Annotated in this window: 19 protein-coding genes and 2 pseudogenes; 12 read left to right on the forward strand and 9 right to left on the reverse strand. The window is 64.0% G+C overall.

Going from position 1 to position 24,029, the window contains the following annotated elements; genetic code table 11:
- Positions 1-242 precede the first annotated feature (242 nt).
- The 5 genes from ACYCCG_RS22885 to ACYCCG_RS22905 all read right to left on the reverse strand — a co-directional run bounded on the left by ACYCCG_RS22885 (position 243) and on the right by ACYCCG_RS22905 (position 5,701).
- Entirely contained in the window at positions 243-1,778 is a 1,536-nt protein-coding gene (locus tag ACYCCG_RS22885) for a DHA2 family efflux MFS transporter permease subunit (RefSeq protein ID WP_209965464.1), read from the reverse strand.
- Complete coding sequence (locus tag ACYCCG_RS22890) at positions 1,775-2,968, reverse strand: HlyD family secretion protein (RefSeq protein WP_176683319.1); 1,194 nt, start codon at positions 2,966-2,968, stop codon at positions 1,775-1,777. Before ACYCCG_RS22890 ends, ACYCCG_RS22885 begins: the two co-directional genes overlap by 4 nt.
- A 30-nt stretch (positions 2,969-2,998) precedes the next feature.
- On the reverse strand, positions 2,999-3,472 hold the full coding sequence (locus tag ACYCCG_RS22895) for a MarR family winged helix-turn-helix transcriptional regulator (RefSeq protein ID WP_003247811.1): 474 nt from the start codon (positions 3,470-3,472) through the stop codon (positions 2,999-3,001).
- Between the two features lie 180 nt (positions 3,473-3,652).
- Positions 3,653-4,285 (reverse strand): response regulator, encoded by a 633-nt coding sequence (locus ACYCCG_RS22900; protein ID WP_176683318.1) that lies wholly within the window; start codon positions 4,283-4,285, stop codon positions 3,653-3,655.
- A gap of 9 nt (positions 4,286-4,294) precedes the next feature.
- Positions 4,295-5,701, reverse strand: coding sequence for a sensor histidine kinase (locus ACYCCG_RS22905; protein WP_209965460.1), 1,407 nt, complete (start codon positions 5,699-5,701; stop codon positions 4,295-4,297).
- Positions 5,702-5,897: 196 nt separating this feature from the next.
- Between ACYCCG_RS22905 and ACYCCG_RS22910 the strand changes: the two genes are divergently transcribed.
- From ACYCCG_RS22910 to ACYCCG_RS22920, 3 genes are all read left to right on the forward strand, one after another.
- Positions 5,898-7,520, forward strand: a complete 1,623-nt coding sequence (locus ACYCCG_RS22910; protein WP_019437073.1) for an acyl-CoA synthetase — start codon at positions 5,898-5,900, stop codon at positions 7,518-7,520.
- Positions 7,521-7,615: 95 nt separating this feature from the next.
- The gene (locus ACYCCG_RS22915) at positions 7,616-9,385 is read left to right on the forward strand and encodes an acyl-CoA dehydrogenase C-terminal domain-containing protein (RefSeq protein ID WP_459671863.1); all 1,770 of its coding nucleotides are present in this window, start codon (positions 7,616-7,618) and stop codon (positions 9,383-9,385) included.
- A 265-nt stretch (positions 9,386-9,650) separates the two neighbouring features.
- The gene (locus ACYCCG_RS22920; protein ID WP_209965455.1) at positions 9,651-10,658 is read left to right on the forward strand and encodes a FecR family protein; all 1,008 of its coding nucleotides are present in this window, start codon (positions 9,651-9,653) and stop codon (positions 10,656-10,658) included.
- Positions 10,659-10,671: 13 nt separating this feature from the next.
- On the opposite strand, the gene ACYCCG_RS22925 is transcribed toward ACYCCG_RS22920, so the two are convergent.
- A complete protein-coding gene (locus tag ACYCCG_RS22925; protein ID WP_459671866.1) occupies positions 10,672-11,991 on the reverse strand; it encodes a Na+/H+ antiporter family protein in 1,320 nt (439 codons plus the stop codon).
- Between the two features lie 569 nt (positions 11,992-12,560).
- On the opposite strand from ACYCCG_RS22925, the pseudogene ACYCCG_RS22930 reads away from it, so the two are divergent.
- The 8 genes and pseudogenes from ACYCCG_RS22930 to ACYCCG_RS22965 all read left to right on the forward strand — a co-directional run.
- Positions 12,561-13,526, forward strand: a pseudogene (locus tag ACYCCG_RS22930) (methyl-accepting chemotaxis protein); the annotation flags it as partial.
- A 102-nt stretch (positions 13,527-13,628) separates the two neighbouring features.
- Positions 13,629-14,384 carry a methyl-accepting chemotaxis protein gene (locus tag ACYCCG_RS22935; RefSeq protein ID WP_241792063.1) on the forward strand — a complete coding sequence of 252 codons (756 nt, stop codon included), beginning with the start codon at positions 13,629-13,631 and terminating at the stop codon, positions 14,382-14,384.
- A 94-nt stretch (positions 14,385-14,478) separates the two neighbouring features.
- Positions 14,479-15,495, forward strand: a complete 1,017-nt coding sequence (locus tag ACYCCG_RS22940) for an ABC transporter substrate-binding protein (RefSeq protein WP_209965448.1) — start codon at positions 14,479-14,481, stop codon at positions 15,493-15,495.
- The gene (locus ACYCCG_RS22945; RefSeq protein WP_252459177.1) at positions 15,492-16,340 is read left to right on the forward strand and encodes an ABC transporter permease; all 849 of its coding nucleotides are present in this window, start codon (positions 15,492-15,494) and stop codon (positions 16,338-16,340) included. Before ACYCCG_RS22940 ends, ACYCCG_RS22945 begins: the two co-directional genes overlap by 4 nt.
- Before the next feature lie 93 nt (positions 16,341-16,433).
- Positions 16,434-17,297, forward strand: a complete 864-nt coding sequence (locus ACYCCG_RS22950) for a LysR family transcriptional regulator (RefSeq protein WP_209965443.1) — start codon at positions 16,434-16,436, stop codon at positions 17,295-17,297.
- Positions 17,298-17,432: 135 nt separating this feature from the next.
- Entirely contained in the window at positions 17,433-18,350 is a 918-nt protein-coding gene (locus ACYCCG_RS22955) for an AEC family transporter (protein ID WP_209965441.1), read from the forward strand.
- A 34-nt stretch (positions 18,351-18,384) separates the two neighbouring features.
- On the forward strand, positions 18,385-18,996 hold the full coding sequence (locus tag ACYCCG_RS22960) for a cell wall hydrolase (protein WP_209965438.1): 612 nt from the start codon (positions 18,385-18,387) through the stop codon (positions 18,994-18,996).
- 206 nt (positions 18,997-19,202) lie between these two features.
- On the forward strand, positions 19,203-20,051 hold the full coding sequence (locus ACYCCG_RS22965) for a CAP domain-containing protein (RefSeq protein ID WP_339444175.1): 849 nt from the start codon (positions 19,203-19,205) through the stop codon (positions 20,049-20,051).
- On the opposite strand, the pseudogene ACYCCG_RS22970 reads toward ACYCCG_RS22965, so the two are convergent.
- Positions 20,018-21,030 (reverse strand): annotated as a pseudogene (locus ACYCCG_RS22970) (GlxA family transcriptional regulator). The gene ACYCCG_RS22965 and the pseudogene ACYCCG_RS22970 sit on opposite strands and share 34 nt — an antisense overlap.
- 104 nt (positions 21,031-21,134) lie before the next feature.
- On the opposite strand from ACYCCG_RS22970, the gene ACYCCG_RS22975 reads away from it, so the two are divergent.
- The gene (locus ACYCCG_RS22975) at positions 21,135-21,746 is read left to right on the forward strand and encodes a LysE family translocator (protein ID WP_459671870.1); all 612 of its coding nucleotides are present in this window, start codon (positions 21,135-21,137) and stop codon (positions 21,744-21,746) included.
- 48 nt (positions 21,747-21,794) lie between these two features.
- Here ACYCCG_RS22975 and ACYCCG_RS22980 read toward each other — a convergent pair whose 3' ends face one another.
- Both ACYCCG_RS22980 and ACYCCG_RS22985 read right to left on the reverse strand, forming a co-directional pair.
- A complete protein-coding gene (locus tag ACYCCG_RS22980) occupies positions 21,795-22,994 on the reverse strand; it encodes an MFS transporter (RefSeq protein WP_209965430.1) in 1,200 nt (399 codons plus the stop codon).
- Positions 22,995-23,100: 106 nt separating this feature from the next.
- On the reverse strand, positions 23,101-24,006 hold the full coding sequence (locus ACYCCG_RS22985) for a LysR family transcriptional regulator (RefSeq protein ID WP_209965428.1): 906 nt from the start codon (positions 24,004-24,006) through the stop codon (positions 23,101-23,103).
- Between the last annotated feature and the right edge of the window lie 23 nt (positions 24,007-24,029).

Genomic DNA, 24,029 nt, shown 5'->3' on the forward strand with positions numbered 1-24,029 from the left:
CTCGCTCCGGGCTTGCTCCCGGGAGGACCGCGCCGAAGGCCCCATCCTGGGGCCCAGCGCTTGACGGGCATCCATGCCCGTCACCTCCCTTCGCAAGCCCTGCGCTCGGCCTCCTGAAGTCGCAATCCGCGGCGCCTGGGCTATCGCGCGCTTAGAAGCAAAATCAAAAGCCGAAGCGAGAGCGAGAGCGAGAGCGAGAGCGAGAGCGAGAGCGAGAGCATCGGGATCTTGCCTTCTTTAGCTCAATGCCCCGCCGATGCCGGCCCCGCCTTGGCGGTAAAGGGCGGCTTGGCGAACCACACCAGCAGAATCAACCCGGCAAATACCCAGCTCATCAAGGTGAAGTAATCCACCGTCGACATCATGTAAGCCTGCCCATTGAGTATCTGCTCCAACTGCGCATAACTCTGCGGGCTGACGCCGCCCAACTGCTCAAGGGTATGCCGCGTCGCCGGATCGAACTGGCTGATGTGCTCGCTCAGGTAGGCATGGTGCTGGTCCGCCCGACGAATCCAGATCCAGGTAGTCAACGAAGCCGCAAAACTCCCGCCCAAGGTCCGCAGGAAAGTCGCCAGCCCCGAACCGTCGGCAATCTGGTGCGGCGGCAGGTCTGACAGCAGGATGCTCAAGGTCGGCATGAAGAACAACGCCACGCCAATCCCCATGAACAACTGCACCAAGGCCACGTGCTGGAAGTCCACCTCGCTGGTGAAACCGGCACGCATGTAGCAACTGGTGCCGATCGCCAGGAACGCCAACCCAGCCAGCACCCGCAGGTCGAACCGGTGCGCATATTTGCCCACGAACGGCGACATGATCACCGGCAGCAAGCCGATCGGCGCCACCGCCAGGCCTGCCCAGGTCGCGGTATAGCCCATCTGCGTCTGCAACCACTGCGGCAGGATCAGGTTGATACCGAAGAACCCGGCATACCCCCCAACCAGCACGATAGTGCCAATGCGGAAGTTGCGGTGCACGAACAGCCGAAGGTTGACCACCGGGTGCCGGTCGGTCAGCTCCCAGATCACGAACACCGCCAGAAACACCACCGAAATCAGGCTGCCGACAATGATGAACGACGACTCGAACCAGTCCAGATCGTTACCCTTGTCCAGCACTACCTGCAAGGCACCGACGCCGATAATAAGGGTCAACAGGCCAATGTAATCCATCGGTTGGCGGCTGGTGACCACCGGGCGCGTGCGCATCTGCTGGCGCACCACGGCAGCAGCGAACAGGCCGATGGGCACGTTGATGAAGAAGATCCACGGCCAGCTGTAGCTATCGGTGATCCAGCCCCCAAGAATCGGCCCGGCAATCGGCGCCACCACCGTGACCATCGCCAGCAGCGCCAGTGCCATCCCCCGTTTTGCAGGGGGATAGACAGCAATCAGCAGGGTCTGGGTCATCGGATAAAGCGGCCCGGCGACCACGCCCTGCAAGACGCGAAACCCGACCAGCTCGGGCATCGACTGGGCAATACCGCACAGGAACGACGCCAGCACGAACAGCAGCGTGGCCCAGATGAACAGCTTCACTTCACCAAAGCGCCGGCTCAGCCAGCCGGTCAGCGGCAAGGCGATAGCGTTGCTCACCGCGAACGAGGTGATGACCCAGGTGCCTTGCTCGTAGCTTACCCCCAGGTTGCCGGAGATGGTCGGCAGGGCCACGTTGGCGATGGTGGTGTCCAGCACCTGCATGAACGTCGCCAACGACAGACCGATGGTGGTCAGCAGCAGACTCGGCGGCGTGAACTGGGCAGCGGCGTTGTTGCTCATCGCTGCGCCGTCTTGCCGGTTGCACTGTTCTCGTGAATCAGCCGGGCGATCAGGTTATCGGCTTCGACCAACTGGTGGTCATACACCTGGGTGGTGTAGCTGGCCTTCTGCGGTGGCTGCTGGGCCAGGGCCGGGCCGCTCTGGTCATGCAGGTCGACTTCGACCACGGTGGACAGGCCAATACGGAGGGGGTGGTCCTTGAGCTGGTCGGGGCTGAGGTGGATGCGCACGGGTACTCGCTGAACAATCTTGATCCAGTTACCGGTGGCGTTCTGCGCCGGCAGCAAGGCAAAGGCGCTGCCGGTGCCCGCGCCAAGGCTGTCGACCGTGCCGCTGTACTTGACCTCGCTGCCATACAAATCAGCGGTGATTTCCACCGGCTGGCCGATGCGCATCTCACGCAGCTGGGTTTCCTTGAAGTTGGCATCGATCCACACCTGATCCAGCGGGATGACCGCCATGGTCGCGGTGCCCGGCTGCAGGCGCTGGCCCAACTGGACGGTACGCTTGGCGACGTAGCCGGTGACCGGCGCGACCAACGTGGTGCGGGCATGGTCGAGGTAGGCCTGGCGCAGGTCGGCAGCAGCAGCCATGACGTCGGGGTGCGAGGACACCACGGTGTCGTCGACCAGCGCACTGCTGGTGCTGAGCTGTTGGCGCGCGCTGTTGACGGCGGCCTGGGCAACGGTCAGGTCGTCGCGGGCATGGGACAGTTCTTCTGCGGCAATCGCACCGCTGTCAGCCAGCACCTTGCGCCGGTTGAAGTCTTGCTGCGCCTTGCGCAGTTCGGCCTGGCGCGTTTCCAGTTGAGCCTTTAGCGAGTCGACGTTGCTGTACAGCCCGCGCACCTGCCGCACGGTGCGTGCCAGCTTGGCTTCGGCGGACTGCAAGGCGACTTCGCTGTCGGCCGGGTCGAATTGCAGCAATACCTGGCCGGCGTGGACCAGGTCGCCGTCATCAGCCCCGATGCTGGTAACGGTGCCAGCGACTAGCGGGGTGATCTCCACCACGTTGCCGTTGACATAGGCATCGTCGGTGCTTTCGTGCCAACGCCCGACAATGCTGTACCAGGCCCAGGTGCCTGCCCCGGCAAGGATCAGCAGCAACAGCAGGCCAAGCAGCCAGGCCTTGCGCTTGCGTGACGGCTCAGGCGCGACGGAGGGAGTCGGGGTATCTGTAGGTGTGGCCATGACAATACCTTGGATAATTCGTTACAGGGTTCAACGGTCGCCGAAGCGGCGGATCGTCAGAGGGTCGCCAGCACCGAGCAGCACCTTGGCCAGCAGGCCTTCCAGGGTCTTGAGCTCCTCTGGTGCCAGCACGCCGCACAACTCGTTCATGGCGGCGGCGCCGATTTCCGGCAGGCGGTTGGCCAGGCGCTGGCCGTCGGCAGTGAGTGCCAGGCGCACTTGGCGACGGTCGTCGGCGCAGCGGTTGCGCACGATCAGCTCCTTCTGCTCGAGGCGGTCGAGCATGCGAGTCATCGAACCGCTGTCCAGGCCCAGGTACCGGCACAGCTCGGCCGGGGTATCCACCTGGTACTGGGTGACGATGATCAGCACTTTGAACTGCGCGGCAGTGACGCCCTCTGACTCCAGGTGCCAGTCAAGAATGCGGTCTTTGAGGATCGCTGCGCGGCCAAGCAACATGCCGATGGCGCAGGTCTGGAAGTTTTCGGGGGAGAAATGGGCCATCTTTGACTGCTCAGTTAAGTATGTAGAAATATTACTGCCTAGGCAGTGAATGTCAAAGCCTTCATTAGCAAGCTATGAAATATTTCATGTCTTCTGCCAGTCTCACCGCTCCCAGCAGGCGCGCATTGCGGCCCATTGCTACACACAAGGCCGCGCCTGCAAGGGTGTGCGTAAAGGCGGTTAACGTGCTCGCAGGCCCAACGCCTCCACCGCCCCGCAAGCAATCGCCATTCCCACCAGCTCTGCGAGGCTGCCCGCTTGCAACCGCTTCATCACCCGGCCTCGGTACAGGTCCACGGTCTTGACGCTGATGCCCAACTGCTCGGCAATCTCGCGGTTGTTCAACCCTTGGGCCAAGGGTACGAAGACGTCTCGCTCACGCGGCGTCAGGCCATCGATTCGCGCCTGCACCAAGGCCAGCGCCTGATCGCCCTGTCGCGCCAGCCCGGCGTGCTCCAGCGCAGCCTGAACGCTGTCGAGCAGCAACTGGTCGTTGTAGGGTTTTTCGATGAAGTCGCAGGCGCCGGCCTTGAACGCCCGCACCACGATCGGGACATCGGCATGACCGCTGACGAAGATCACCGGCACCATCAGGCCACGCTCACGCATCGCCTGCTGCACAGCCAACCCGCCCAAACCCGGCATGCGCACATCCAGCAAGACGCAAGCGGGCCCATCATCGATGCAGGCGTCGAGAAACGCCTGCCCGCTGGCGAACGGCAAGGCTTGCAGGCCCACCGACTGCAGCAGCCAGACCGTAGAGTCGCGCATCCCCTGGTCGTCATCGACCACATACACTTTTGCTTGCAACACCGCCTCCCCTTATTCCCTGCTGACCGCCAGCCGGCAGCACAGTACCAGACCGCCGTTGTCACCCGCCCGCGCCCACAGGCTGCCACCAAAGCCTTCGATCAGGCTGCGACTCATGCTCAAGCCCAAGCCCAGGCCGTCGGCCTTGCTGGTGGTAAACGGCGTAAAGATTTCATCCAGCCGCTCCGGCGCCACGCCCGGGCCCTGGTCGGCTACCTCGACCAGTACCCCATCGCCATCGCGCGCCGCGCAGAGCAGGATACGTGACGGCCGCTCCCCCTGCTGCTCGCGATTGGCATCGATGGCATTGCGCAGCAGGTTGAGCAGCACCTGCTCCAGCAGCACCCGGTCGGCATACACCAAGGGCAGTTGAGCGCTCATGCGAAGTTCCACCTGCACCTGGTCCCGCGCGGCTTCCCAGGCACACAGGCGCATGGCTTCGCCAGCCAGCTCGGCCACATCCAGCGCCTCCAGGCGGCGCGGCCCCTTGCGCAGGAAGGCACGCAGGCGGCGGATCACTTCGGCGGCATGGGTGGCCTGCTCGCTGATACGCTGCAGACCCTGGCCTACTCGCTCGCGAGCCTGGGGGTCACGGTCCAGGCCCTGCAGATAACGCTGACTGGCGTTGGCATAGTTGACCACGGCGGCCAGTGGCTGGTTGATCTCGTGGGCGATACCCGAGGCCAGCTCGCCCAGGGTAGCGAGGCGGGCACTGTGCGCCAGGCTTTCCTGCGCTTCGATGCGCAAGGTGATGTCGCGGGACACGCTGACCACCTCCACCACCGCGCCGGTGTAAGTCTCACGGATCGCCCGGCTGGCGATTTCGAACCAACGGTAGCCACCTGTCGCCTGGCGCACCCGGCAAGTCATCGTGTGGTAGCCGTCCTGGTCCAGCGCGGCAGCGGCCTGGCGCAGCACCTGACGCCGCTCGCGCGGATGCAGCAGGGTATGTACAGGCATGCCACGCAGCTGCTCGGGCCACAGGCCGAGCAGGCGGTAGGCTGCCGGTGAGGCATCGAGAAAGCGGCCATCGGGGCTGTGCCGGGAAATCAGGTCGGTGGTGTTTTCGATGATCAGCCGATACAGGCGCCGGGCACGGCTGGCTTCGCGTGCGCCATGGCGCTCTTCACTGGCATCGCGGCAGCGGCCCAGCACCTGCTGGCCCTGGTTGTCCGGCATGAACGTCCACAACACGATGCGTTCGCCGACCTGCACCTCGACATCGCTGATCGCCCGATGCTGGCGCAAACAGGCACGTACCAGTGCAGCGCAATTGGCCGGCAGCCAGCGAGCCAGCTCAGGCCCTTCGGCGACCCAGGCCTGCAGTGCCGGGTTGAGTGCCAGCGGGCTTGCATCACTGGCCAGCAACAGACTGGGTTGTGGGTCGTTGGTGAGCAAGGGGTAAGCAGTGTCATCCACAGTAGGCGGCCTGTTTTTTATAGTAGTTTTACTATATTGCTATAGTCGATATTCCTAATACCATAGCGACTCGCGTAAAACTGCGACAGAGGGGGCGGCCCACCGTCCGCCCCCACTGCACCCTGAACAGAGCTAACAATCAGCCATCGGGGGTCAGGTGCACAGGCTGCGTCTGCCTCCCTTACAGGATTACCGCATGTCGATCTATGCCCAGGGCCTGATGCCCGCTGCCGTCAACCATGTCGCCCTCACCCCGCTGAGCTTCATCGAACGCACCGCTGCCGTTTACGGCAACTACCCGGCCGTCATCCACGGCGCCATCCGCCGCAACTGGCAAGAAACCTACCAACGCTGTCGGCGCCTGGCCAGCGCCCTGGCCGGCCGTGGCATTGGCCGCGGCGACACCGTGGCAGTGATGCTGCCCAACACCCCGACCATGCTCGAGGCGCACTTCGGCGTACCCATGACTGGTGCCGTGCTCAATACCCTGAACGTGCGCCTGGATGCCGAGGCCATCGCCTTCATGCTGCAGCATGGCGAGGCCAAGGTGCTGATCACCGACCGCGAGTTCCATGCAGTCATCGAAGGCGCTCTGGCACTGCTTGAACACCCGCCGCTGGTGGTTGATGTAGATGACCCGGAGTACGGCGAAGGCCGCGCGGTCAGCGAGCTGGACTATGAGGCACTGCTCAACGAAGGCGACCCGGAATTTGCCTGGGAATGGCCCGATGACGAGTGGCAGGCCATTTCGCTGAACTACACCTCTGGCACCACCGGCAACCCCAAGGGCGTGGTCTACCACCACCGTGGCGCCTACCTGAACGCACTGGGCAATCAGATGACCTGGGCCATGGGCCACCGCCCGGTGTACCTGTGGACGTTGCCGATGTTCCACTGCAACGGCTGGTGCTACCCCTGGACCATCACCGCCCTGGCCGGCACCCATGTGTTCCTGCGCCGGGTCGACCCGCAGAAAATCCTGACCCTGATCCGCGAGCACAAAGTCAGCCACCTGTGCGGTGCACCGATCGTGCTCAACGCGCTGGTCAACATGCCCGAGGCGGCCAAGGCAGCCATCGAGCACCCGGTGCAGGCCATGGTCGCCGGCGCCGCACCACCGGCCAAGGTCATCGGCGCCGTGGAGCAAATGGGCATCAAGGTCACCCACACCTATGGCCTGACCGAGGTCTACGGCCCGGTGACCGTGTGTGCCTGGCATGACGAATGGGATGCGCTTTCGCTGGAAGAGCGTGCCCGGATCAAGTCTCGCCAAGGCGTGCGCTACCCGACCCTCGACGGCCTGATGGTGGCCGACCCGCAAACCCTTCAGCCGGTGCCCCGCGACGGCGATACCCTGGGCGAGATCTTCATGCGCGGCAACACGGTGATGAAGGGCTACCTGAAAAACCCTGAAGCCACCGCCGAAGCCTTCCGTGGCGGCTGGTTCCACACCGGCGACCTGGCCGTGTGGCATGCCGACGGCTATATCGAGATCAAGGACCGGCTCAAGGACATCATCATTTCCGGTGGCGAGAACATCTCCACCATCGAGGTCGAGGACGCCCTGTACAAGCACCCGGCAGTGCTGGAAGCCGCCGTGGTGGCACGCCCGGATGAAAAATGGGGGGAAACCCCGTGCGCCTTCGTCGCCCTGAAGCCGGGCCGGGAGGACACCCGTGAAGCCGACATCACCAGTTGGTGCCGCGAACACCTGGCCGGGTTCAAGGTGCCGAAGACCGTGGTGTTCGGCGAGCTGCCCAAGACCTCGACCGGCAAGATCCAGAAATACGTGCTGCGCGACCGGGCCAAGGCGCTCTGATGCCGTAGTCGTTCCCCCTTCAGGTGCGCAGCACTAGGCTGCGCCTGAAGGTTCAGCGCACGCCCAACCATCCCCCACTATTGCAAGAGCTGCCGATGACCACCTATTCCGCCCCCCTGCGCGACATGCGCTTTGTCCTACATGACGTGTTCAACGCTTCGAGCCTGTGGGCCCGCCTGCCCGCCCTGGCCGAACTTATCGATGCCGATACTGCCGACGCCATTCTCGAGGAAGCATCCAAAGTCACCGGCCAGCTGATTGCCCCGCTCAGCCGCAACGGTGACGAGCAAGGTGTGTGCTTCGACGCAGGCCAGGTCACCACCCCTGATGGCTTCCGCGAGGCCTGGAACACCTACCGCGAAGGTGGCTGGGTCGGCTTGGGCGGCAACCCGGAACACGGCGGCATGGGCATGCCAAAGATGCTCGGCGTGCTGTTCGAAGAGATGCTCTACGCCGCTGACTGCAGCTTCAGCCTGTATTCGGCGTTGAGCGCCGGCAGTTGCCTGGCGATCGATGCCCACGCCAGCGAAACCCTCAAGGCCACTTACCTGCCACCGCTGTATGAAGGCCGCTGGGCCGGTACCATGTGCCTGACCGAACCCCATGCCGGCACTGACCTGGGGCTGATCCGCACCCGCGCCGAGCCTCAGGCCGATGGCAGTGTGCGCATCAGTGGCAGCAAGATCTTCATTACCGGCGGCGAACAGGACCTGACCGAGAACATCGTCCACCTGGTGCTGGCCAAACTGCCGGATGCGCCCGCCGGTGCCAAAGGTATATCGCTGTACCTGGTACCGAAATTCCTGGTCGAGGCCGATGGCCGTCTGGGCGCGCGCAACGCTGTCCATTGTGGCTCGATCGAACACAAGATGGGCATCAAGGCCTCGGCGACCTGTGTCATGAACTTTGATGGTGCCATCGGTTACCTGGTGGGCGAGCCGAACAAGGGCCTGGCAGCGATGTTCACCATGATGAACTACGAGCGCCTGTCCATCGGCATACAGGGCATCGGTTGTGCCGACGCCTCCTACCAGAGCGCCGCCCGCTACGCCAACGAGCGCCTGCAGAGCCGCGCAGCGACTGGCCCGCGGGCACACGACAAGGCGGCCGACCCGATCATCCACCATGGCGATGTCCGGCGCATGCTGCTGACCATGCGCACCCTCACCGAAGCGGGTCGGGCGTTCGCCGTCTACGTTGGCCAGCAACTGGACGTGGCACGCTATGCCGAGGACGCCGGCGAGCGCGAGCATGCCCAGCGCCTGGTGGCACTGCTGACGCCGGTGGCCAAGGCATTCTTCACTGATAACGGCCTGGAAAGCTGCGTGCTTGGGCAGCAGGTGTATGGCGGTCATGGCTACATCCGCGAATGGGGCCAGGAACAACGCGTGCGAGACGTGCGCATTGCGCAGATCTATGAAGGCACCAACGGCATCCAGGCCCTTGATCTGCTGGGGCGCAAGGTGCTGGCCGACGGTGGTCAGGCGTTGGCCAGCTTTGCCCGCGAAGTGCGAGCCTTCAGTGTGGATGCGCCCTTGCACCGCGAGGCCCTGCAGGCGAGCCTGACGCGGCTGGAGGCCACCAGCAGCTGGCTGCGGGAGCAGGCTGGCGAGGATGCCAATCTGGTCAGCGCGGTGGCGGTTGAGTACTTGCAGCTGTTCGGGCTGACCGCATATGCGTACATGTGGGCGCGGATGGCGGCGGTGGCGCTGGCCAAACGTGATGAGGATGATGCGTTTCATGGCGCGAAGCTTGCGTGTGCGGCGTTCTACTTCCAGCGGGTCTTGCCGCGGGGGTTGGGGCTGGAGGCGAGTATACGGGCCGGCAGTGGCAGCCTTTATGGACTAGAGGCCGCACAGTTCTGACCGGTGTGTCGCTGACGCGCTTGTTGCAAGGGGTGCCGTGTGCTGCGAAGAGTCCGGTACAGGATTGCGAAGGGCCTCTTCGCAGCATCAGGCTACCCCTGCAGAAACGATTGCAGACAACGCCATGCGCCCGCGAAGGGTTCTCAAACGCTGAAAAACCATGGCTAATCCGACGAAAAACCGGCACAACTGATAGTCATTCGCCATTACATTGGTTCTCGGGAGCCCTCCCGCAAGGGTAGAATGCGCAAAACCCGGAGCCACAATGAACCACGACCGCCTCAATCCCAACCCAGACGATGCCATCACCGACGCCGCAGCGCATTGGTGCATGCGCCTGCACGCCGAAGATTGCACGCAGGCCGAGCGTGACGTATTCGCTGACTGGTTGGCGGCCGACCCGCGGCATGCCGAAGAGTACCAGGCGATGCTGGAAATCTGGCAAACCGCCGACCTGCTGCCGCGCAGCGCCACCGTCATCGACTTCAACCCACCCGCCAGACACGCCGCCCGCCCTCGCAACTGGCGGCCGCTGGCATCTGCTGCGGCCATCGCCCTGGCAGTGCTGCCGCTGGCCGGGTGGATGGGGTGGGAACAGGGCTGGTTGCCCAACCACTACCAGCACGTTGAAACCGGTGACGGCATGCAGACCGTGGAGCTCAGCGACGGCAGCACGGTACAGCTCAACCTGCACACCGAGCTCACCTTCCTCAACTACAAGGACCAGCGCCGGGTCACACTCAAGCGCGGCGAAGCGTTCTTCAAGGTGCGCCACGACAGCAGCCACCCGTTCATCGTGCGTGCCGGCAGTGGCCAGACCCGGGTCACCGGCACCCAGTTCAACGTGTGGAAGTACCAAGACCAGGTGAAGGTCACCCTGGTGGAAGGTTCAGTGCTGGTGTCCAGTGAGGGCAGTGCCGGTGGCTACCGCCTTGGCCCTGGCATGCAGGCCAGCTACCACAAGGGCGACTTCGAGCCGCAGCTGGAGCAAAGCGACGACTATGGCAACAGCCTGGCATGGCGCAGCGGCAAGCTGGTGCTCGACAACCTGAGCCTGGAACAGGCGCTGCCGGTGATCAACCGCTACCTCGACGCCCCGCTGCTACTGGCCGATGCCAGCACCGGCCGCATCCGCATCAGCGGCATCTACAACACCCGTGAAGTGGGGCGTCTGGTCAACAACCTGCCCAAAGTCCTACCGGTCTACCTGACCCGCAGCAAGGACGGCAGCACCGTGCTCAATCGCATCTCGCCGCCGCCCGACAAGGGCTGACGCCCTCCCCGCCTTACAAGGTCATCGCTGCCAACCAGCCGAACGCCATCAACGGCAAGTTGTAATGGATGAAGGTCGGCACCACGGTGTCCCAGATGTGGTGATGCTGGCCATCCACGTTCAGGCCCGAGGTCGGGCCCAGGGTCGAGTCAGAGGCCGGCGACCCGGCATCGCCCAACGCACCGGCGGTACCGATGATGCACACCGTGGCCAACGGGTCGAAGCCCAGTTGCACGCACAGCGGCACGAAGATCGCGGCCAGGATCGGCACGGTGGAGAACGACGAGCCGATCCCCATCGTCACCAGAAGACCTACCAGCAGCATCAGCAAGGCACCGATGCCCTTGCTGTGGTTGATCCACTGCGCCGAGGTTTCCACCAGGCCCATCACCTCACCGGTGGCCTTCATGACCTCGGCAAAGCCGGACGCGGTAATCATGATGAAGCCGATCATGGCCATCATCTTCATGCCTTCGGTAAACAGGTCGTCGGTATCTTTCCACTTGACGATGCCCGACAGCGAGAAGATCAGGAAACCGACCATGGCGCCGATGATCATCGAGTCCAGCAACAGCTGGACGATGAAGGCTGAAGCGATCGCCAGCCCGGCCACCAGCAAGGTCAGCGGGTTGTACTGCACGCCCACCTGTTCCACCTGCTGGATGCGCGCCAGGTCGTATTCACGCTTCTTGCGATAGCTGATGAATACGGCCACCAGAAGGCCGACGAGCATACCGGCTGCCGGGATAGCCATGGCGTGGGTGACGTTGACGCCGCTCACATCGACACCAGCGCGGGCAACGTTGGCCAGCAGGATCTCGTTGAGGAAGATATTGCCGAAGCCCGCCGGCAGGAACATGTACGGGGTGATCAGGCCAAAGGTGATCACACAGGCGATCAGCCGGCGGTCGATGCGCAGGCGCGTGAGCACGTACAACAGAGGCGGCACCAGCAGCGGGATGAAGGCAATGTGGATGGGCAGGATGTTCTGGGACGACACGGCCACCACCAGCATCAGGCCGATCATCAGCCATTTGAGCTTGCCGCCACTGGCGTCGCCCCGCCGATCGATCATGGCCAGGGCGCGGTCGGCCAGCGCATGGGCCAGGCCAGACTTGGCAATCGCCACGGCAAAGGCACCCAGCAGTGCATAGGACAAAGCCACCGTGGCACCACCACCGAGACCACCGTTGAAGGCCTTGAGCGTGCCTTCGATGCCCAGGCCGCCCACCAGCCCACCGACCAGGGCGCCGATGATCAGGGCGATGACCACGTGCACGCGGGACAGGCTGAGTATCAGCATGATGCCGACCGCGGCGATCACTGCATTCATGGTTGGCTTACCTCATTACGACAGAAAAAAGCGCGAACTCTGAAGCAGTAGGCGGCAGATGTCAAAAGCGCCTTGATACGGCGCGTTAACTGACGGTCGAATTTAAATTGAATGTTTGAATAAAGAAAAAACGGCTTGAGCCGATACCGTGAGAGGCAGCGAGGTGCCTGGCTGGAGCGCTTTGGCACCTCCCGGCCCCACCGCAGATGAAGCCATAACCCTTACTGCCAAAAAAGGGATCCGCCCCCATGCCTTTGCGCCAACTCTCCATCCAGTGGAAGATCACCCTGCTCGCCGGTCTCTGTCTGGCCGCTATCGTCACCTTGCTCGTCGGCCTGTCGCTGTACCGCATGGATCACAGTTCGGACCTGGTCAAGGCCAGCAGCATGCAGATGCTGACCGAGGCGGCGCAGTCGCGTATCGAGTCACAAGGTGAAGTGCAAGCACTGAACATCCGCCGCCAGTTCATGGATGCCTACCAGTACGGCGCCGGCTTCGCCCGCCAGGTGCTGTTCCTGCGCGAGCAGGCCGAAAAGCGCTTTCTCGATGCCTTCGACCTGCGCGAGGACATGACCCGCCAGGTGCGCGCCGCACTGCAAGCCAACCCCGACCTGCTTGGCCTGTCACTGGTGTTCGAGCCCAATGCCCTGGACGACAAGGACAGCCTGTTTGCCGGCAAGGCAGAACTGGGCAGCAACGAAACCGGGCGCTTTGCCCTGTACTGGTCGCAGCCACGCGCAGGCCAGTTGACCTCGATGGCCCTGCCCGAACATGACATGGCCAACACCGAGATCGGCCCCAGCGGCCAGCCGGCCAACACCTGGTGGGTGTGCCCTCGCACATCCGGCAAGGTGTGTGTGGTGGAGCCCTACTTCTACGACATCGACGGCCAGCAGGTACTGATGACCAGCATCGTGTTCCCGCTGACGGTCAACGGCAAGATCATTGCCACCCTGTCCATCGACATCAACCTCAACAGCCTGCAGGCGCTGAGCCAGGAGGCCAGCCGCAGCCTCTACGAAGGCCGCACCACGGTCGGCATTCTCACCCCGGTCGGCCTGCTGGCAGGCTACAGCGCCGATGCCAGCAAGCTGGCCCAGCGCTTCGACCAGGTAGACCCGGCCAAAGGCGCCGAGCTGGTGCGCAAGCTGGCCGATGGCAAACTGAGCATCCTCCACGACCGCCAGCGCTTGAAGGTGCTGGCGGCATTCCGGCCAATCCCGGACGCCCAGCCCTGGGGCGTGTTGCTGGATGTGCCGGAAAACGCCCTGACCGGGCCGGCCGAAACCCTGAAGCAGGAACTTGACGCCCTCAACACCAGTGGCACCCTGCTGGAACTGAGCCTGGGCCTGGCGGCAGCCATTGCCGGCCTGCTGCTGGTCTGGCTGATGGCTCGCGGCGTTACCCGGCCGATCCTTGGCGTGGCCGCCATGCTCAAGGACATTGCCAGCGGCGAAGGCGACCTGACCCGTCGCCTGACCTACCAGAAGCAGGACGAACTGGGCGAACTGGCCGGCTGGTTCAACCGCTTCCTCGACAAGCTGCAGCCAACCATCGCCGAGGTCAAAAGCTCGGTGCAGGCCGCCCGAGGCACGGCCGACCAATCCTCGGCGATTGCCACTGAAACCAGCGCCGGCATGGAACAGCAGTACCGCCAGGTCGACCAGGTGGCCACCGCCTCGCATGAAATGAGCGCCACCGCCCAGGACGTTGCCCGCAGCGCCGCCCAGGCTGCACAGGCTGCACGCGATGCCGACCAGGCCACCCGCGAGGGCTTGGCGGTAATCGACCGCACCACCAGCAGCATCGGTGCCTTGGCCGCCAACATGAGCGACACCATGGCCGAAATAGAAGGCCTGGCGCAGAACAGCGAGAAGATCGGCTCGGTACTGGAAGTGATCCGCTCGATCGCCGAGCAGACCAACCTGCTGGCACTCAACGCTGCCATCGAAGCTGCCCGCGCCGGTGAGGCCGGCCGTGGCTTTGCCGTGGTCGCCGATGAGGTGCGCAACCTGGCCCAGCGCACTCAGGAGTCGGTGGAAGAAACCCGTCAGGTCATCGAAGCACTGCAGAACGGCACCCGCGAAGTGGTCGGCGCCATGGACCACAGCCACCGCCAGGCCCAAGGTGGCGTGGAGCAGGTCGGCCAAGCCGTCACGGCATTGCAGCGCATAGGCCAGGCAGTGACGGTGATCACCGACATGAACCTGCAGATTGCCTCTGCCGCCGAGGAGCAAAGCGCGGTAGCCGAGGAAATCAACAGCAACGTGGCGACCATTCGTGACGTCACTGAATCCCTGTCAGGCCAGGCCAACGAGTCGGCGCGGGTCAGCCAGTCGCTGAACAGCCTGGCCAACCAGCAGCAAGCGCTGATGGACCAGTTCCGCGTCTGAAGCGAACGGGGCCACGCCAGTGGCCCTGAAACCGACAAAACCTCGTCGTCTACACTTGCCCCCACCGCCAAGGGGTGCGAACGACGAGGTTTACATGAAGCGAATTCCAGCGCTGCTGGCCGGGCTGCTGTTGACGGTGGGCCTGGCCAGCACGGACAGCGCCGCATCGGCAGAACAGCCTGCACCTATCCATTTTGGTGCCATCGGCTGGGAAAGCGGCGCCCTCACTACCGAGATCTTGCGGCTGATCGTGGAGCGCGGCTACGGCTACCGTACCGACACCCTGCCTGGCAGCACGGTCAGCATGGAAGTGGCCCTGGCGCGCAATGACCTGCAAGTGATCGCCGAGGAATGGGCCGGGCGCAGCCCTGCCTGGGTCAAGGCCGAACAGGCCGGCCAGGTGTTCGCACTGGGCGATACGGTCAAGCATGCAGAGGAAGGTTGGTGGGTACCAGCCTATGTGATCGAGGGTGATGCCGCTCGTAATCTGAAACCCGTGGCGCCTGAGCTGCACAGTGTCGAGGACCTCAAGCGTTACCCGCAGGTATTTTCCGACCCCGAATCACCCGGTAAAGGGCGTTTTCTCAACAGCCCGAGCGGCTGGACGTCTGAAACCGTCAACAGCCAGAAGCTCAAGGCCTATGGCCTGGATGGCCTCTACAGCAACTTCCGCAGTGGCTCCGGCGCCGCGATGGACGCCGAGATCGGTTCGGCAATCCGCCGTGGCAAACCCGTGCTGTTCTACTACTGGAACCCGACCCCGCTGATGGGGCGCTACAAGCTCATCCGGCTGGAAGAGCCACCGTTCGATGCCCAGGCCTGGGCCACCCTCACCGACCCCGCCAATCCCAACCCGAAGGGCAGCCGCTCGCTGCCGGCAAAGTTGTCGATTGGCGTGTCCAAAGCCTTCCGCGAAAACTACCCAGACCTGGTCAGCGTGTTCGAACAGGTCAACCTGCCCATCGATCGCCTGAACAAGGCCCTGGCTGTCATGAGCGAAAAACGCACGCCCCCGCGCAAAGCCGCCCTCACCTTCCTGCGCGATAACCGCGAGGTGTGGAAAGCCTGGCTGCCGGCGGACATCGCCGCCAAGGTCGAGGCCAGCCTGTGAGCAGCGGTTTCCCGCAAACCCTGCAGTTTTCCTTTGCCGACAGCGTCAACCGCCTGGTCGACTGGTTGGTATTGAACTACGGCGACCACCTGCGCGGTTTTTCTGACCAGTTGCTGCAACTGCTGGTCGGCCTGGAGAACCTGCTGCGTCTGTTGCCTTGGTGGCTGCTGTTGCTGCTGGTGGGGCTGCTGGCCTGGCACGCCAGCCGCAGCCTGCTGCGCAGCGCCGTGCTGGTCGCGCTGCTGGCCCTGATCGGTATGCTCGGGCTGTGGGACAAACTGCTGCAGACCCTGGCCCTGGTGCTGGTCAGTACCGGCCTGTGCGTACTGGTGGGGGTACCGCTGGGCATCCTGCTGGCCGCCCGGCCACTGGCCAGGCGGCTCCTGTTGCCAGTACTCGATGTGATGCAGACGCTACCTGCGTTCGTTTACCTGATCCCGGTGCTGATGCTGTTTGGCCTGGGCAAGGTGCCTGCCGTGTTCGCCACGCTGATCTACGCCCTGCCGCCGCTGGTGCGGTTGACCGAACTGGGCTTGAGCCAGATCGACCCCTCGTTGTTACAGGCGGCACACGGCCTTGGCGCCAGCCGTTGGCAGCGGTTGCGGCGCATCGCCCTGCCCCTGGCGCTGCCAAGTATCATGGCCGGGCTCAACCAGTCGGTGATGATGGCCTTGTCGATGGTAGTCGTGGCGTCGATGATCGGCGCCCGTGGGTTGGGCGAGGATGTGCTGGCGGGGATCCAGACCTTGAATGTTGGCCAAGGGGTGGAGGCCGGGCTGGCAATTGTCGCCCTGGCGATGGTGATCGACCGGATCAGCCAGGCCTATGGGCGTAGCAATCGCTGAGCCGTGCGGTCAAGGCCTGGGAGCAGCCTTGTGCTGCGAGAGGGCCGGGCCTGACAATACGCCTCTGTCAGCTGAGAACCGGACCTCAACCGCATGTCCCTGAAAGCCCTGCGCACCTTGGTGACCATCGCCCGCCACGGCACCTTTGCCCGCGCTGCCGACCTGCTAAGCCTCACCCCCTCGGCGGTCAGCCTGCACATCAAAACCCTCGAAGACGAACTGAAGGTGGCCTTGTTCGACCGTAGCCGCAGGCAGGTGGTGCTGACCGAAGCCGGCCAGTTGGCGGTGGCCCGCGCCGAGAGCCTTCTGGCTGCCTATGACGAACTGGCCGATGCCCTGGCCAGCGGCCCAAGCCTGCGCGGCCGCTTGCGCCTGGGGGCGATCCACACGGTGCTGGCGCGGCGTTTGCCTAAAGCGCTGGTGTGGATCAAGGCCCACCACCCGCAGCTACACATCAGCGTGGCCTCAGGCATGTCGGCGGAGCTGGCGCGGCGCGTGGAAGACGGTGAGCTCGATGCCGCAATCACTACCGAACCGGTCAGCCCTTACCCGCAAAACCTGGACTTCACACCGCTGTTCGAGGACCGTTTCTGGGCCATTGCCAGCCCTGAGCTGGCCGGGTATAGCGTGCCGCAGTTGCTGGCCAGCCAGCCATTCCTGCGCTTCGACAAGCGTGCCTGGGCCGGCCGGCAGATCGAGCAGGAGCTACGCCGCCAGCATGTACAGGTGAGCGAACTGATGGAGCTGGACAGCCAGGAAGCCCTGGCGCGCATGGCGGTGATGGGCCTGGGCGTGGCGATCATCCCCATGGCGGACGACGACCTGCAACGCTTGCCACCCGCCACCTGCCTGCCGTTTGGCGAGCCGCAGCTGACCCGGCGGGTGGTGTTGCTGGAGCATGAAAAAAGCCAGCGGCGGCATTTGAGTGCGGTGTTGAAGACCGCCCTGGAAGCCTGAAGCCGGGCTGCTCCAGGGCGAGACGAGCACCCACCAACATGCACTTTTCCTCAACGGTCACTGAAGAAAACAACGTTTTTCCAGATTGATCCGCACCCGTAGTCTATGCCCGTACCCGACCACGGAATGCTGACCATGCTGCACTTGCTGCTGACCACCCTGCTACCCATCATCCTGCTGATTGCCCTGGGTACCTTCCTGCGACTTCGCGGTTTTCTTGCCGAGAACTTCTGGCCTGGCGCCGAGCGCCTGAGCTATTACGTCCTGCTGCCGTCGCTGTTCCTCCATGGCCTGGCCACTGCCAACCTCGATGGCATACCGGTGCTGGGCATGGCCGGCGCCCTGATGCTCTCAACCTTGGCAGGTGCCGTGTTGCTGGTGCTGTATCAGGGCACGGCGAACCATGATGGAGCCGACTTCACTTCAGTGTTTCAGGGCGGTATCCGCTTCAACAACTACATCGGCGCCACCCTGGCTGCGGGCATCTATGGCAGCGCCGGGATTGCCCTGGCAGCGGTGGCCAACGCGGCCATCGTGCCCTTGGTCAACCTGCTCTGCGTGCTGGTGTTTGCCCGCTTCAGCGCCCGTCACAGTTCCCCTGCCACAGTGCTTCGGGCGATCTTCGCCAACCCGCTGATCATCGGCTGCGCTGGGGGGCTGATGCTACGGGTCTCGGGGCTGGGCTTGCCAACCGGTATCGACGCCACGGTCAAGGCCTTGGGCCACGCCGCCTTGCCTCTGGGCCTGCTGTGTGTCGGTGCAGCACTGGGCGGCGCCAGCCTCGGCCAGCAGGTGCGCCCGCTGATGGCGGCATCGGCGTTCAAGTTCCTGGTCATGCCAATGACCACCTGGGGCCTTTGCCGGCTGCTCGGCCTGAGTGGCCAGGCAGCGGTGGTGGCGGTGCTGTTCCAGGCGCTGCCAACCGCTTCATCGTCTTATGTCATGGCCCGGCAAATGGGCGGCAATGCGCCACTGATGGCCACCATCATCGCTCTGCAGACCGTGGCTGCCGCCGCCACCTTGCCTTTGGTGTTAATGCTTACGCTTGGCTAGACTGAAATTCTGCCCACCGCCTGGTAGTTCACCCATGCGCCTTTACTGCATGCTGATCGGCTTGACCTCGGCCCTGCTCACAGGCCCCCTGTTTGCCGCTGACCCGGCCAAAGCCGCCGTTGCCGAGGACAAGGCCGAAGTGCTTGAAGAAAAAGTCGTTGAAGATGCGCCTCCCCCCAAAAAAGCGGAGAAACTGACCCCCGGCGAAGCTCAGGCAGTGGACCCGGCTGGCAAGGCGCCGCTGGATGACAGCATCACCTGCCTGGCTCGTACCCTCTACTGGGAAGCCAAAGGCGCCGACGCCAAAGACATGACCGCAGTGGCCAGCGTGGTGCTCAACCGCCTGGGCCACGATGGCTTTCCCGATACCATCTGCGGGGTTGTCAAACAGGGTGTGGAGACCAAGGCCTGCCAGTTCTCATGGTGGTGTGACGGGCGCCCGGACCAGGTCGAGGAGCCGCAACGCTACGATGTTGCCAAAGAGATCGCACGCAAGGCACTGAACCAGCAGTTGAAAGACCCCACCGGCGGTGCGTTGTACTTTCACGATCGCACTGTGCGCCCCGACTGGGCGAAGGCATATCGAAAGACCGCGCAGACGACCCACTTCCTGTTCTACAAGCCAGACCAGGCGTTGGCCCATTGACGCGTAAACGGCTGACAACGCTGGCCTGATACGAATGATTGGCAACTGACCGCACTTTTCCATCGACCAGGGGTCTACCCCCTCTTTTGCCGCCAGTAACGATTGCCGGCGTTTTCATTGCCTTGCACGACCTCGGGCCAAAAGCCGCGGGCTTGTGTAGGATGAGCAGCGCATACCACGACGCTGCCAGTCAAAGGGAGATCCACATGCGCGTCCTGACATCCGTCGTCTTGTCGCTGAGCCTGGTCGTTTCGACCGGGGCGCTGGCAGCCACCGGCGAAGAGGCGCAGCTGATCGATTCGATCAATGTCTACCGCAGCAAGGCCCAGCCCTGCGGTGGCGGGGCGTCGCTGGAACTGCCACCGCTCAATAGCGACACACGCCTTGCGCTGTCGCCAGAGGGCACCCGCGACCTGCAACAGGCCATGACCCGCGCCGCTTACCCGATGGTCAGCGTCCAGGCCATCAGCCTGTCGGGGCCACGCGATGCACGCGCCGCCATGCATGCCATCGAGGAAAGCTTCTGCCAAGTGGTGCTCGACCCGCAATTCGTCGATATCGGCGTCAGCCAGGAGGGCCGCGACTGGCGCATCGTACTGGCACGGCCGCTGCTCACCGGCCGCCTGGGCGACTGGCAGGCCGAGGGGCAGAAGGTGCTGCAGGAGGTCAACGCCGCGCGCAAGGTGCCACGGCAATGCGGCGGCCAGCCGTTTGCCGCCGCCCCGGCACTCAGCTGGAGCACAGTGCTGGCCGGGGTCGCAGCCAACCACACACGGGCCATGGCCAACCAGAACTTCTTCGACCACATCGACAAAGATGGCCGCACACCCGGTGACCGGGCGGAACTGGCCGGGTACCTGTACCAGCAGATCGGCGAAAATATCACTGCCGGGCGTGACACCGCGCAAAAGGTCGTGAATGGCTGGCTGAACAGCCCGGGGCACTGCGCCACGCTGATGAATCCGGCCTTCCGTGAACTGGGCGCTGCGTATGCGGTAGACCCCAAGAGTGATGCCGGGATCTACTGGACAGGCGTGTTCGGGACGCCGCAGTAGGTCAGGTGAAGGGGCAATTGCCTGCACGCAACTGCAAAGCTGTACAACCAAACCGACGCCGCACGCACTTGCCAAGGTAGCTGGCATCCCCCAGGCCCACCTCATCGGCAATCTGCGCCAGGCTGTGGCTGGAGTTGAGTAAACGCCAGCGCGCCTGCTGCAAGCGCATCTCCAGCCACCAGGCCTTGGCGCTCATGCCGTGGCTGGCCTGGAACTGCCGGTCCAGTTGACGCCGGCTAATGCCCAGTTCCGCCGCCAGTTGCTCCACGGCCAACGGCGTGCCCAGATGATGACGCATCAGTGCTTGCGCCCGCTGCACCTGGCGTCCCTGACCGGCTCCCAGCTCCAGCGAGCGCAAGGCATGACGGCTGTCGCGGGTCTCGTCCACCAGCATGTCAGCCAGCCCTTTGAGCGCACGTGTTCGCCCGCAAGCACGTGACAGTAGGGCAACGGCCAGGTCGATGGCGGCAGTGCCACCGGCGCACGTGATGCGGTTGCCATCGATGCAGTACAACTGCTCGCGCAGCAGCTGCAACTGCGGAAAAGCAGCCCGAAACTCGGCTTCGTGACGCCAGTGCACCACCACCTTGTGCCCCTGCAGCAGGCCGCAGGCCGCCAGCAGGAAGGCGCCATTGTCGACCCCCACCAGCTTGACACCTGCCTTGGCGGCCTGCCTGAGCAAAGCCCGATAACGTGGCGCCAGCTCCACGGTGGCCAAGGCACTGCGGCCGCCAAACACCACCAGGTAGTCGAAACGGCTCAGCTCGAGCTGATCCGCAATGGCCTCGACCTGCAGCACCGCGCCACTGCTTGACGGTACCGGCTCGAGGCTGAGCCCCGCCACCGTCCAACTGCAATAGCGTTGCTGGCTGTAGTCCTCGTCGTCGGCGCTGAAGCGCAATTTGTCGAGAAAGGCGCCAAACGGCAGCAAGGCAAAATCCGGTAACGGCATGATCAGCAAGCGGATGTCGGGCGGCATGAAACCACGTCCAGAAAAAACCCTTGTATGACCAGATAATACTCTTCCAGCTTGAGCGTTGCGCCATAGACTGGCGCTCTCTCTCGAACAAGGCAATGTTCAACATGGCACTGGACACCTGGCTCATCTATCTGCTGGCCAGCATCGGCCTGTCGCTGACCCCTGGGCCCAACAGCCTGTTGGCGTTGACCCATGGCGCGCTCTATGGCGCACGGCGAACGCTGTTTACCATCGTGGGTGGGGTATTTGGTTTCAGCGCCCTCATCGCCTTGGCCATGTTCGGCCTCAGCGCACTGCTCCAAACCTCGGCGTCGGTGCTGGGCGTACTGAAGTGGGTGGGTGGGGCTTATTTGATCTGGCTGGGCATTCAACTGTGGCGCAGCCCAGGCCTGCTGCTGGAACTGACCGAGCAAAGCGCGCGGCGCGGCAATGCCGGGCTGTTTCGCCAGGGCCTGCTTTCGGCCATGGCCAACCCCAAGGTGCTGCTGTTCTATGGCGCCTTCCTGCCGCAGTTCATCGACCCACAGCGAGGGCTGGTGCTGCAATTTGCGGTGATGGCCGCGACCTTTGCCAGCGTTGAGTTCCTGGTCGAATACCTGCTGGCGCGCCTGGCGTTTCGCATTCGGCCATGGCTGGCCAAGGGTGGCAAAGGTTTCAATCGTTGCTGCGGGAGCCTGTTTGCCTTGATTGGCCTGGCGCTGCCGCTTGGCCGATAGCGGGCCCGCGAAACCGGGCGAAGCCCGTGCCCTCCATCGCGTACCGGTTCAACCCCGGCGTGGTTTGAGTAGAAACACAACCAGCGCCACACCCGGCAACCCCGCCCCCACCAGTGCCACGCCATGCCAGCCAAACTGGCTGAACAGCGCACTGGCCACCGCCGACCCCAGCGCCCCGCCGAGGAAGATGCTGGTCATGTACACCGCATTCAGCCGCCCGCGGCTGGCAGGGTCCAGTGCGTATACTTCGCGCTGGCCGATGACCATGTTCATCTGCACCGCAAAGTCCAGCAACACGCCGGTAAGGCCCAGGCCAATCACGCTGTAACCCGGTACTGTCAGCCCCAGCAACAAGGCCGCCGGCGCCAGCAACAGCGCCAGCAGCGAGCCGGCCCGGGCATGCCCGGCATCGGCCAGGCGGCCGGCCAAGGGTGCAGCAACGGCGCCCACCGCGCCAACAAGGGCGAACACAGCGATCTGGCTTTGTGACAGCCCATGCTCACCGGCGAGCGCCATCGGCACCGCCGTCCAGTAAAGGCTGAACGCTGCGAACATCAATGCCTGGTACAACGAACGCTGGCGCAACAGCGGATAACGACGCAGCAGTGTGAGCAGCGACAGCATCAACCCGGCATAGCTGGCTTTGTGCTCGGGACGCCGCTGCGGCAAGGTCAACACCAGCAAGAGGATGATCGCCAGCATTACCCCGGCGGCGCCAATGAACACCGCACGCCAGCCGAAGTGGTCGGCCACCAGGCTCGACAGCGGTCGTGCCAGCAGGATGCCCAGCAACAAGCCGCCCATGATGTTACCGACCACACGACCACGCTGCTGCTCCGGCGCCAGATGCGCCGCCAGCGGGATGAGCATCTGCACCGACACCGAACTAAAGCCGATCAGCAGTGCATAACCCAGGAACAGCTGGCCCTGGCCACTGCTGCTGGTGCCCGCCAGCAGCAGGCTGACGCACGCCAGGACCGCGGTGGCCACCATCAGGCGGCGGTTTTCCAGCAGGTCGGCCAGCGGTACCAGCAACAACAGGCCCAAGGCATAGCCCAGCTGAGTGAGAGAAACGATCAGGCTGGCATGCTCGGTGGACAGCCCCAGGTCCGGGGCGATCAGCCCGACGATGGGCTGGGCGTAGTAGATGTTGGCGACGATCGCGCCGCAGCAGAACGCCAACAGCACTACCAGAGCCCGGCTCAGGCTGGCGGCTGCCGGTTGCGCTGTCGCAAGGGAGGGGTTCATGCGAAGTTCCTCGACATGGGATGGGGAGATGCCGGCTACCTTACCCATGGACGCCATCGCCGAGAATCCGGCGGTGGCGCAATGCGGCTTTGCGCACAGCGCAACACTAGTTGCCGCGTATGAGCAAATTTTCGCAAAAGTCGATGAATGCGTTTACCCGCCGTGAGCCCCGGTGGTTGGGCATATACAAGGCGTTGATGCTGCTATTGGCTGTGCCAGGGCTGGCCTGCCAGTCGGGGAAAACCCGCTGCAGGCGCCCCGCCAGCACATCGTCGCGTACCAGCCAGTCGGCCAGCAGTGCGATACCACTGCCTGCCAGTGCCGTTTCACGCAACAGGTCGGCGTTGGCGCTGCGCAGTGGCCCGTTTACGTCCAGCTCCAGGCTGTCCTGGCCACAGGTCAGGCGCCAGGGGCGCGCTTTCTGCCCATAGCGAAAGCGCAGGCAGGCATGGTCAAGCAACTCCCGGGGATGCTGCAGTGGCTCACGCCCGACCAGGTAGGCCGGGCTGGCCACCAGCCAACGCTGAAAACCGCCGAGCCGGCGGCACACCAGCTCGTCATTGGGCGAGGGGTCGCCCAGGCGAATCGACAGGTCATAGCGCCCGTCAAGCAAGTCGTCCAGGCGGTCGCTGAGGTCGATGTCCAGTTCCAGTGCCGGGTGCTGCGCCAGGAATGCCCCCAGGTGCGGGGCGATGACCCGCCGACCAAACTCCACTGGCAGGCTCAGGCGCAGTACACCCACAGGCTCCTCGCCGCGATCGGCGATGCTGGCATCAGCCTCGTCCAGTGCTTCAAAAATGCCCCGTGCCCGCTGGTAGTAACGGGCGCCGGCTTCGGTCAGGCTGACCTGGCGCGTCGAGCGGTTGAGCAAGGTGGCGCCCAGCGACGCTTCCAGGGCATCGACCAGACGTGTCACCGACGATGTCGCCAGCCCTAGCCTGCGCGCGGCAGCAGAAAAGCCTTGGGCATCGACAGTGGCCACGAACATTTTCATCGCCAGCAGCTTGTCCATGTTCAGCCCGTCTTCCAAAAACC

Source organism: Pseudomonas sp. VEM90, from assembly GCF_054611535.1.

Excerpts from the sequence above, each read along its gene's own strand:
- ACYCCG_RS22885 (WP_209965464.1), bottom strand. The coding sequence starts at position 1,778 with ATGAGCAACAACGCCGCTGCCCAGTTCACGCCGCCGAGTCTGCTGCTG.
- ACYCCG_RS22890 (WP_176683319.1), bottom strand. The coding sequence starts at position 2,968 with ATGGCCACACCTACAGATACCCCGACTCCCTCCGTCGCGCCTGAGCCG.
- ACYCCG_RS22895 (WP_003247811.1), bottom strand. The coding sequence starts at position 3,472 with ATGGCCCATTTCTCCCCCGAAAACTTCCAGACCTGCGCCATCGGCATG.
- ACYCCG_RS22910 (WP_019437073.1), top strand. The coding sequence starts at position 5,898 with ATGTCGATCTATGCCCAGGGCCTGATGCCCGCTGCCGTCAACCATGTC.
- ACYCCG_RS22915 (WP_459671863.1), top strand. The coding sequence starts at position 7,616 with ATGACCACCTATTCCGCCCCCCTGCGCGACATGCGCTTTGTCCTACAT.
- ACYCCG_RS22920 (WP_209965455.1), top strand. The coding sequence starts at position 9,651 with ATGAACCACGACCGCCTCAATCCCAACCCAGACGATGCCATCACCGAC.
- ACYCCG_RS22925 (WP_459671866.1), bottom strand. The coding sequence starts at position 11,991 with ATGAATGCAGTGATCGCCGCGGTCGGCATCATGCTGATACTCAGCCTG.
- ACYCCG_RS22935 (WP_241792063.1), top strand. The coding sequence starts at position 13,629 with ATGGAACAGCAGTACCGCCAGGTCGACCAGGTGGCCACCGCCTCGCAT.
- ACYCCG_RS22940 (WP_209965448.1), top strand. The coding sequence starts at position 14,479 with ATGAAGCGAATTCCAGCGCTGCTGGCCGGGCTGCTGTTGACGGTGGGC.
- ACYCCG_RS22950 (WP_209965443.1), top strand. The coding sequence starts at position 16,434 with ATGTCCCTGAAAGCCCTGCGCACCTTGGTGACCATCGCCCGCCACGGC.
- ACYCCG_RS22955 (WP_209965441.1), top strand. The coding sequence starts at position 17,433 with ATGCTGCACTTGCTGCTGACCACCCTGCTACCCATCATCCTGCTGATT.
- ACYCCG_RS22960 (WP_209965438.1), top strand. The coding sequence starts at position 18,385 with ATGCGCCTTTACTGCATGCTGATCGGCTTGACCTCGGCCCTGCTCACA.
- ACYCCG_RS22965 (WP_339444175.1), top strand. The coding sequence starts at position 19,203 with ATGCGCGTCCTGACATCCGTCGTCTTGTCGCTGAGCCTGGTCGTTTCG.
- ACYCCG_RS22975 (WP_459671870.1), top strand. The coding sequence starts at position 21,135 with ATGGCACTGGACACCTGGCTCATCTATCTGCTGGCCAGCATCGGCCTG.
- ACYCCG_RS22980 (WP_209965430.1), bottom strand. The coding sequence starts at position 22,994 with ATGAACCCCTCCCTTGCGACAGCGCAACCGGCAGCCGCCAGCCTGAGC.
- ACYCCG_RS22985 (WP_209965428.1), bottom strand. The coding sequence starts at position 24,006 with ATGGACAAGCTGCTGGCGATGAAAATGTTCGTGGCCACTGTCGATGCC.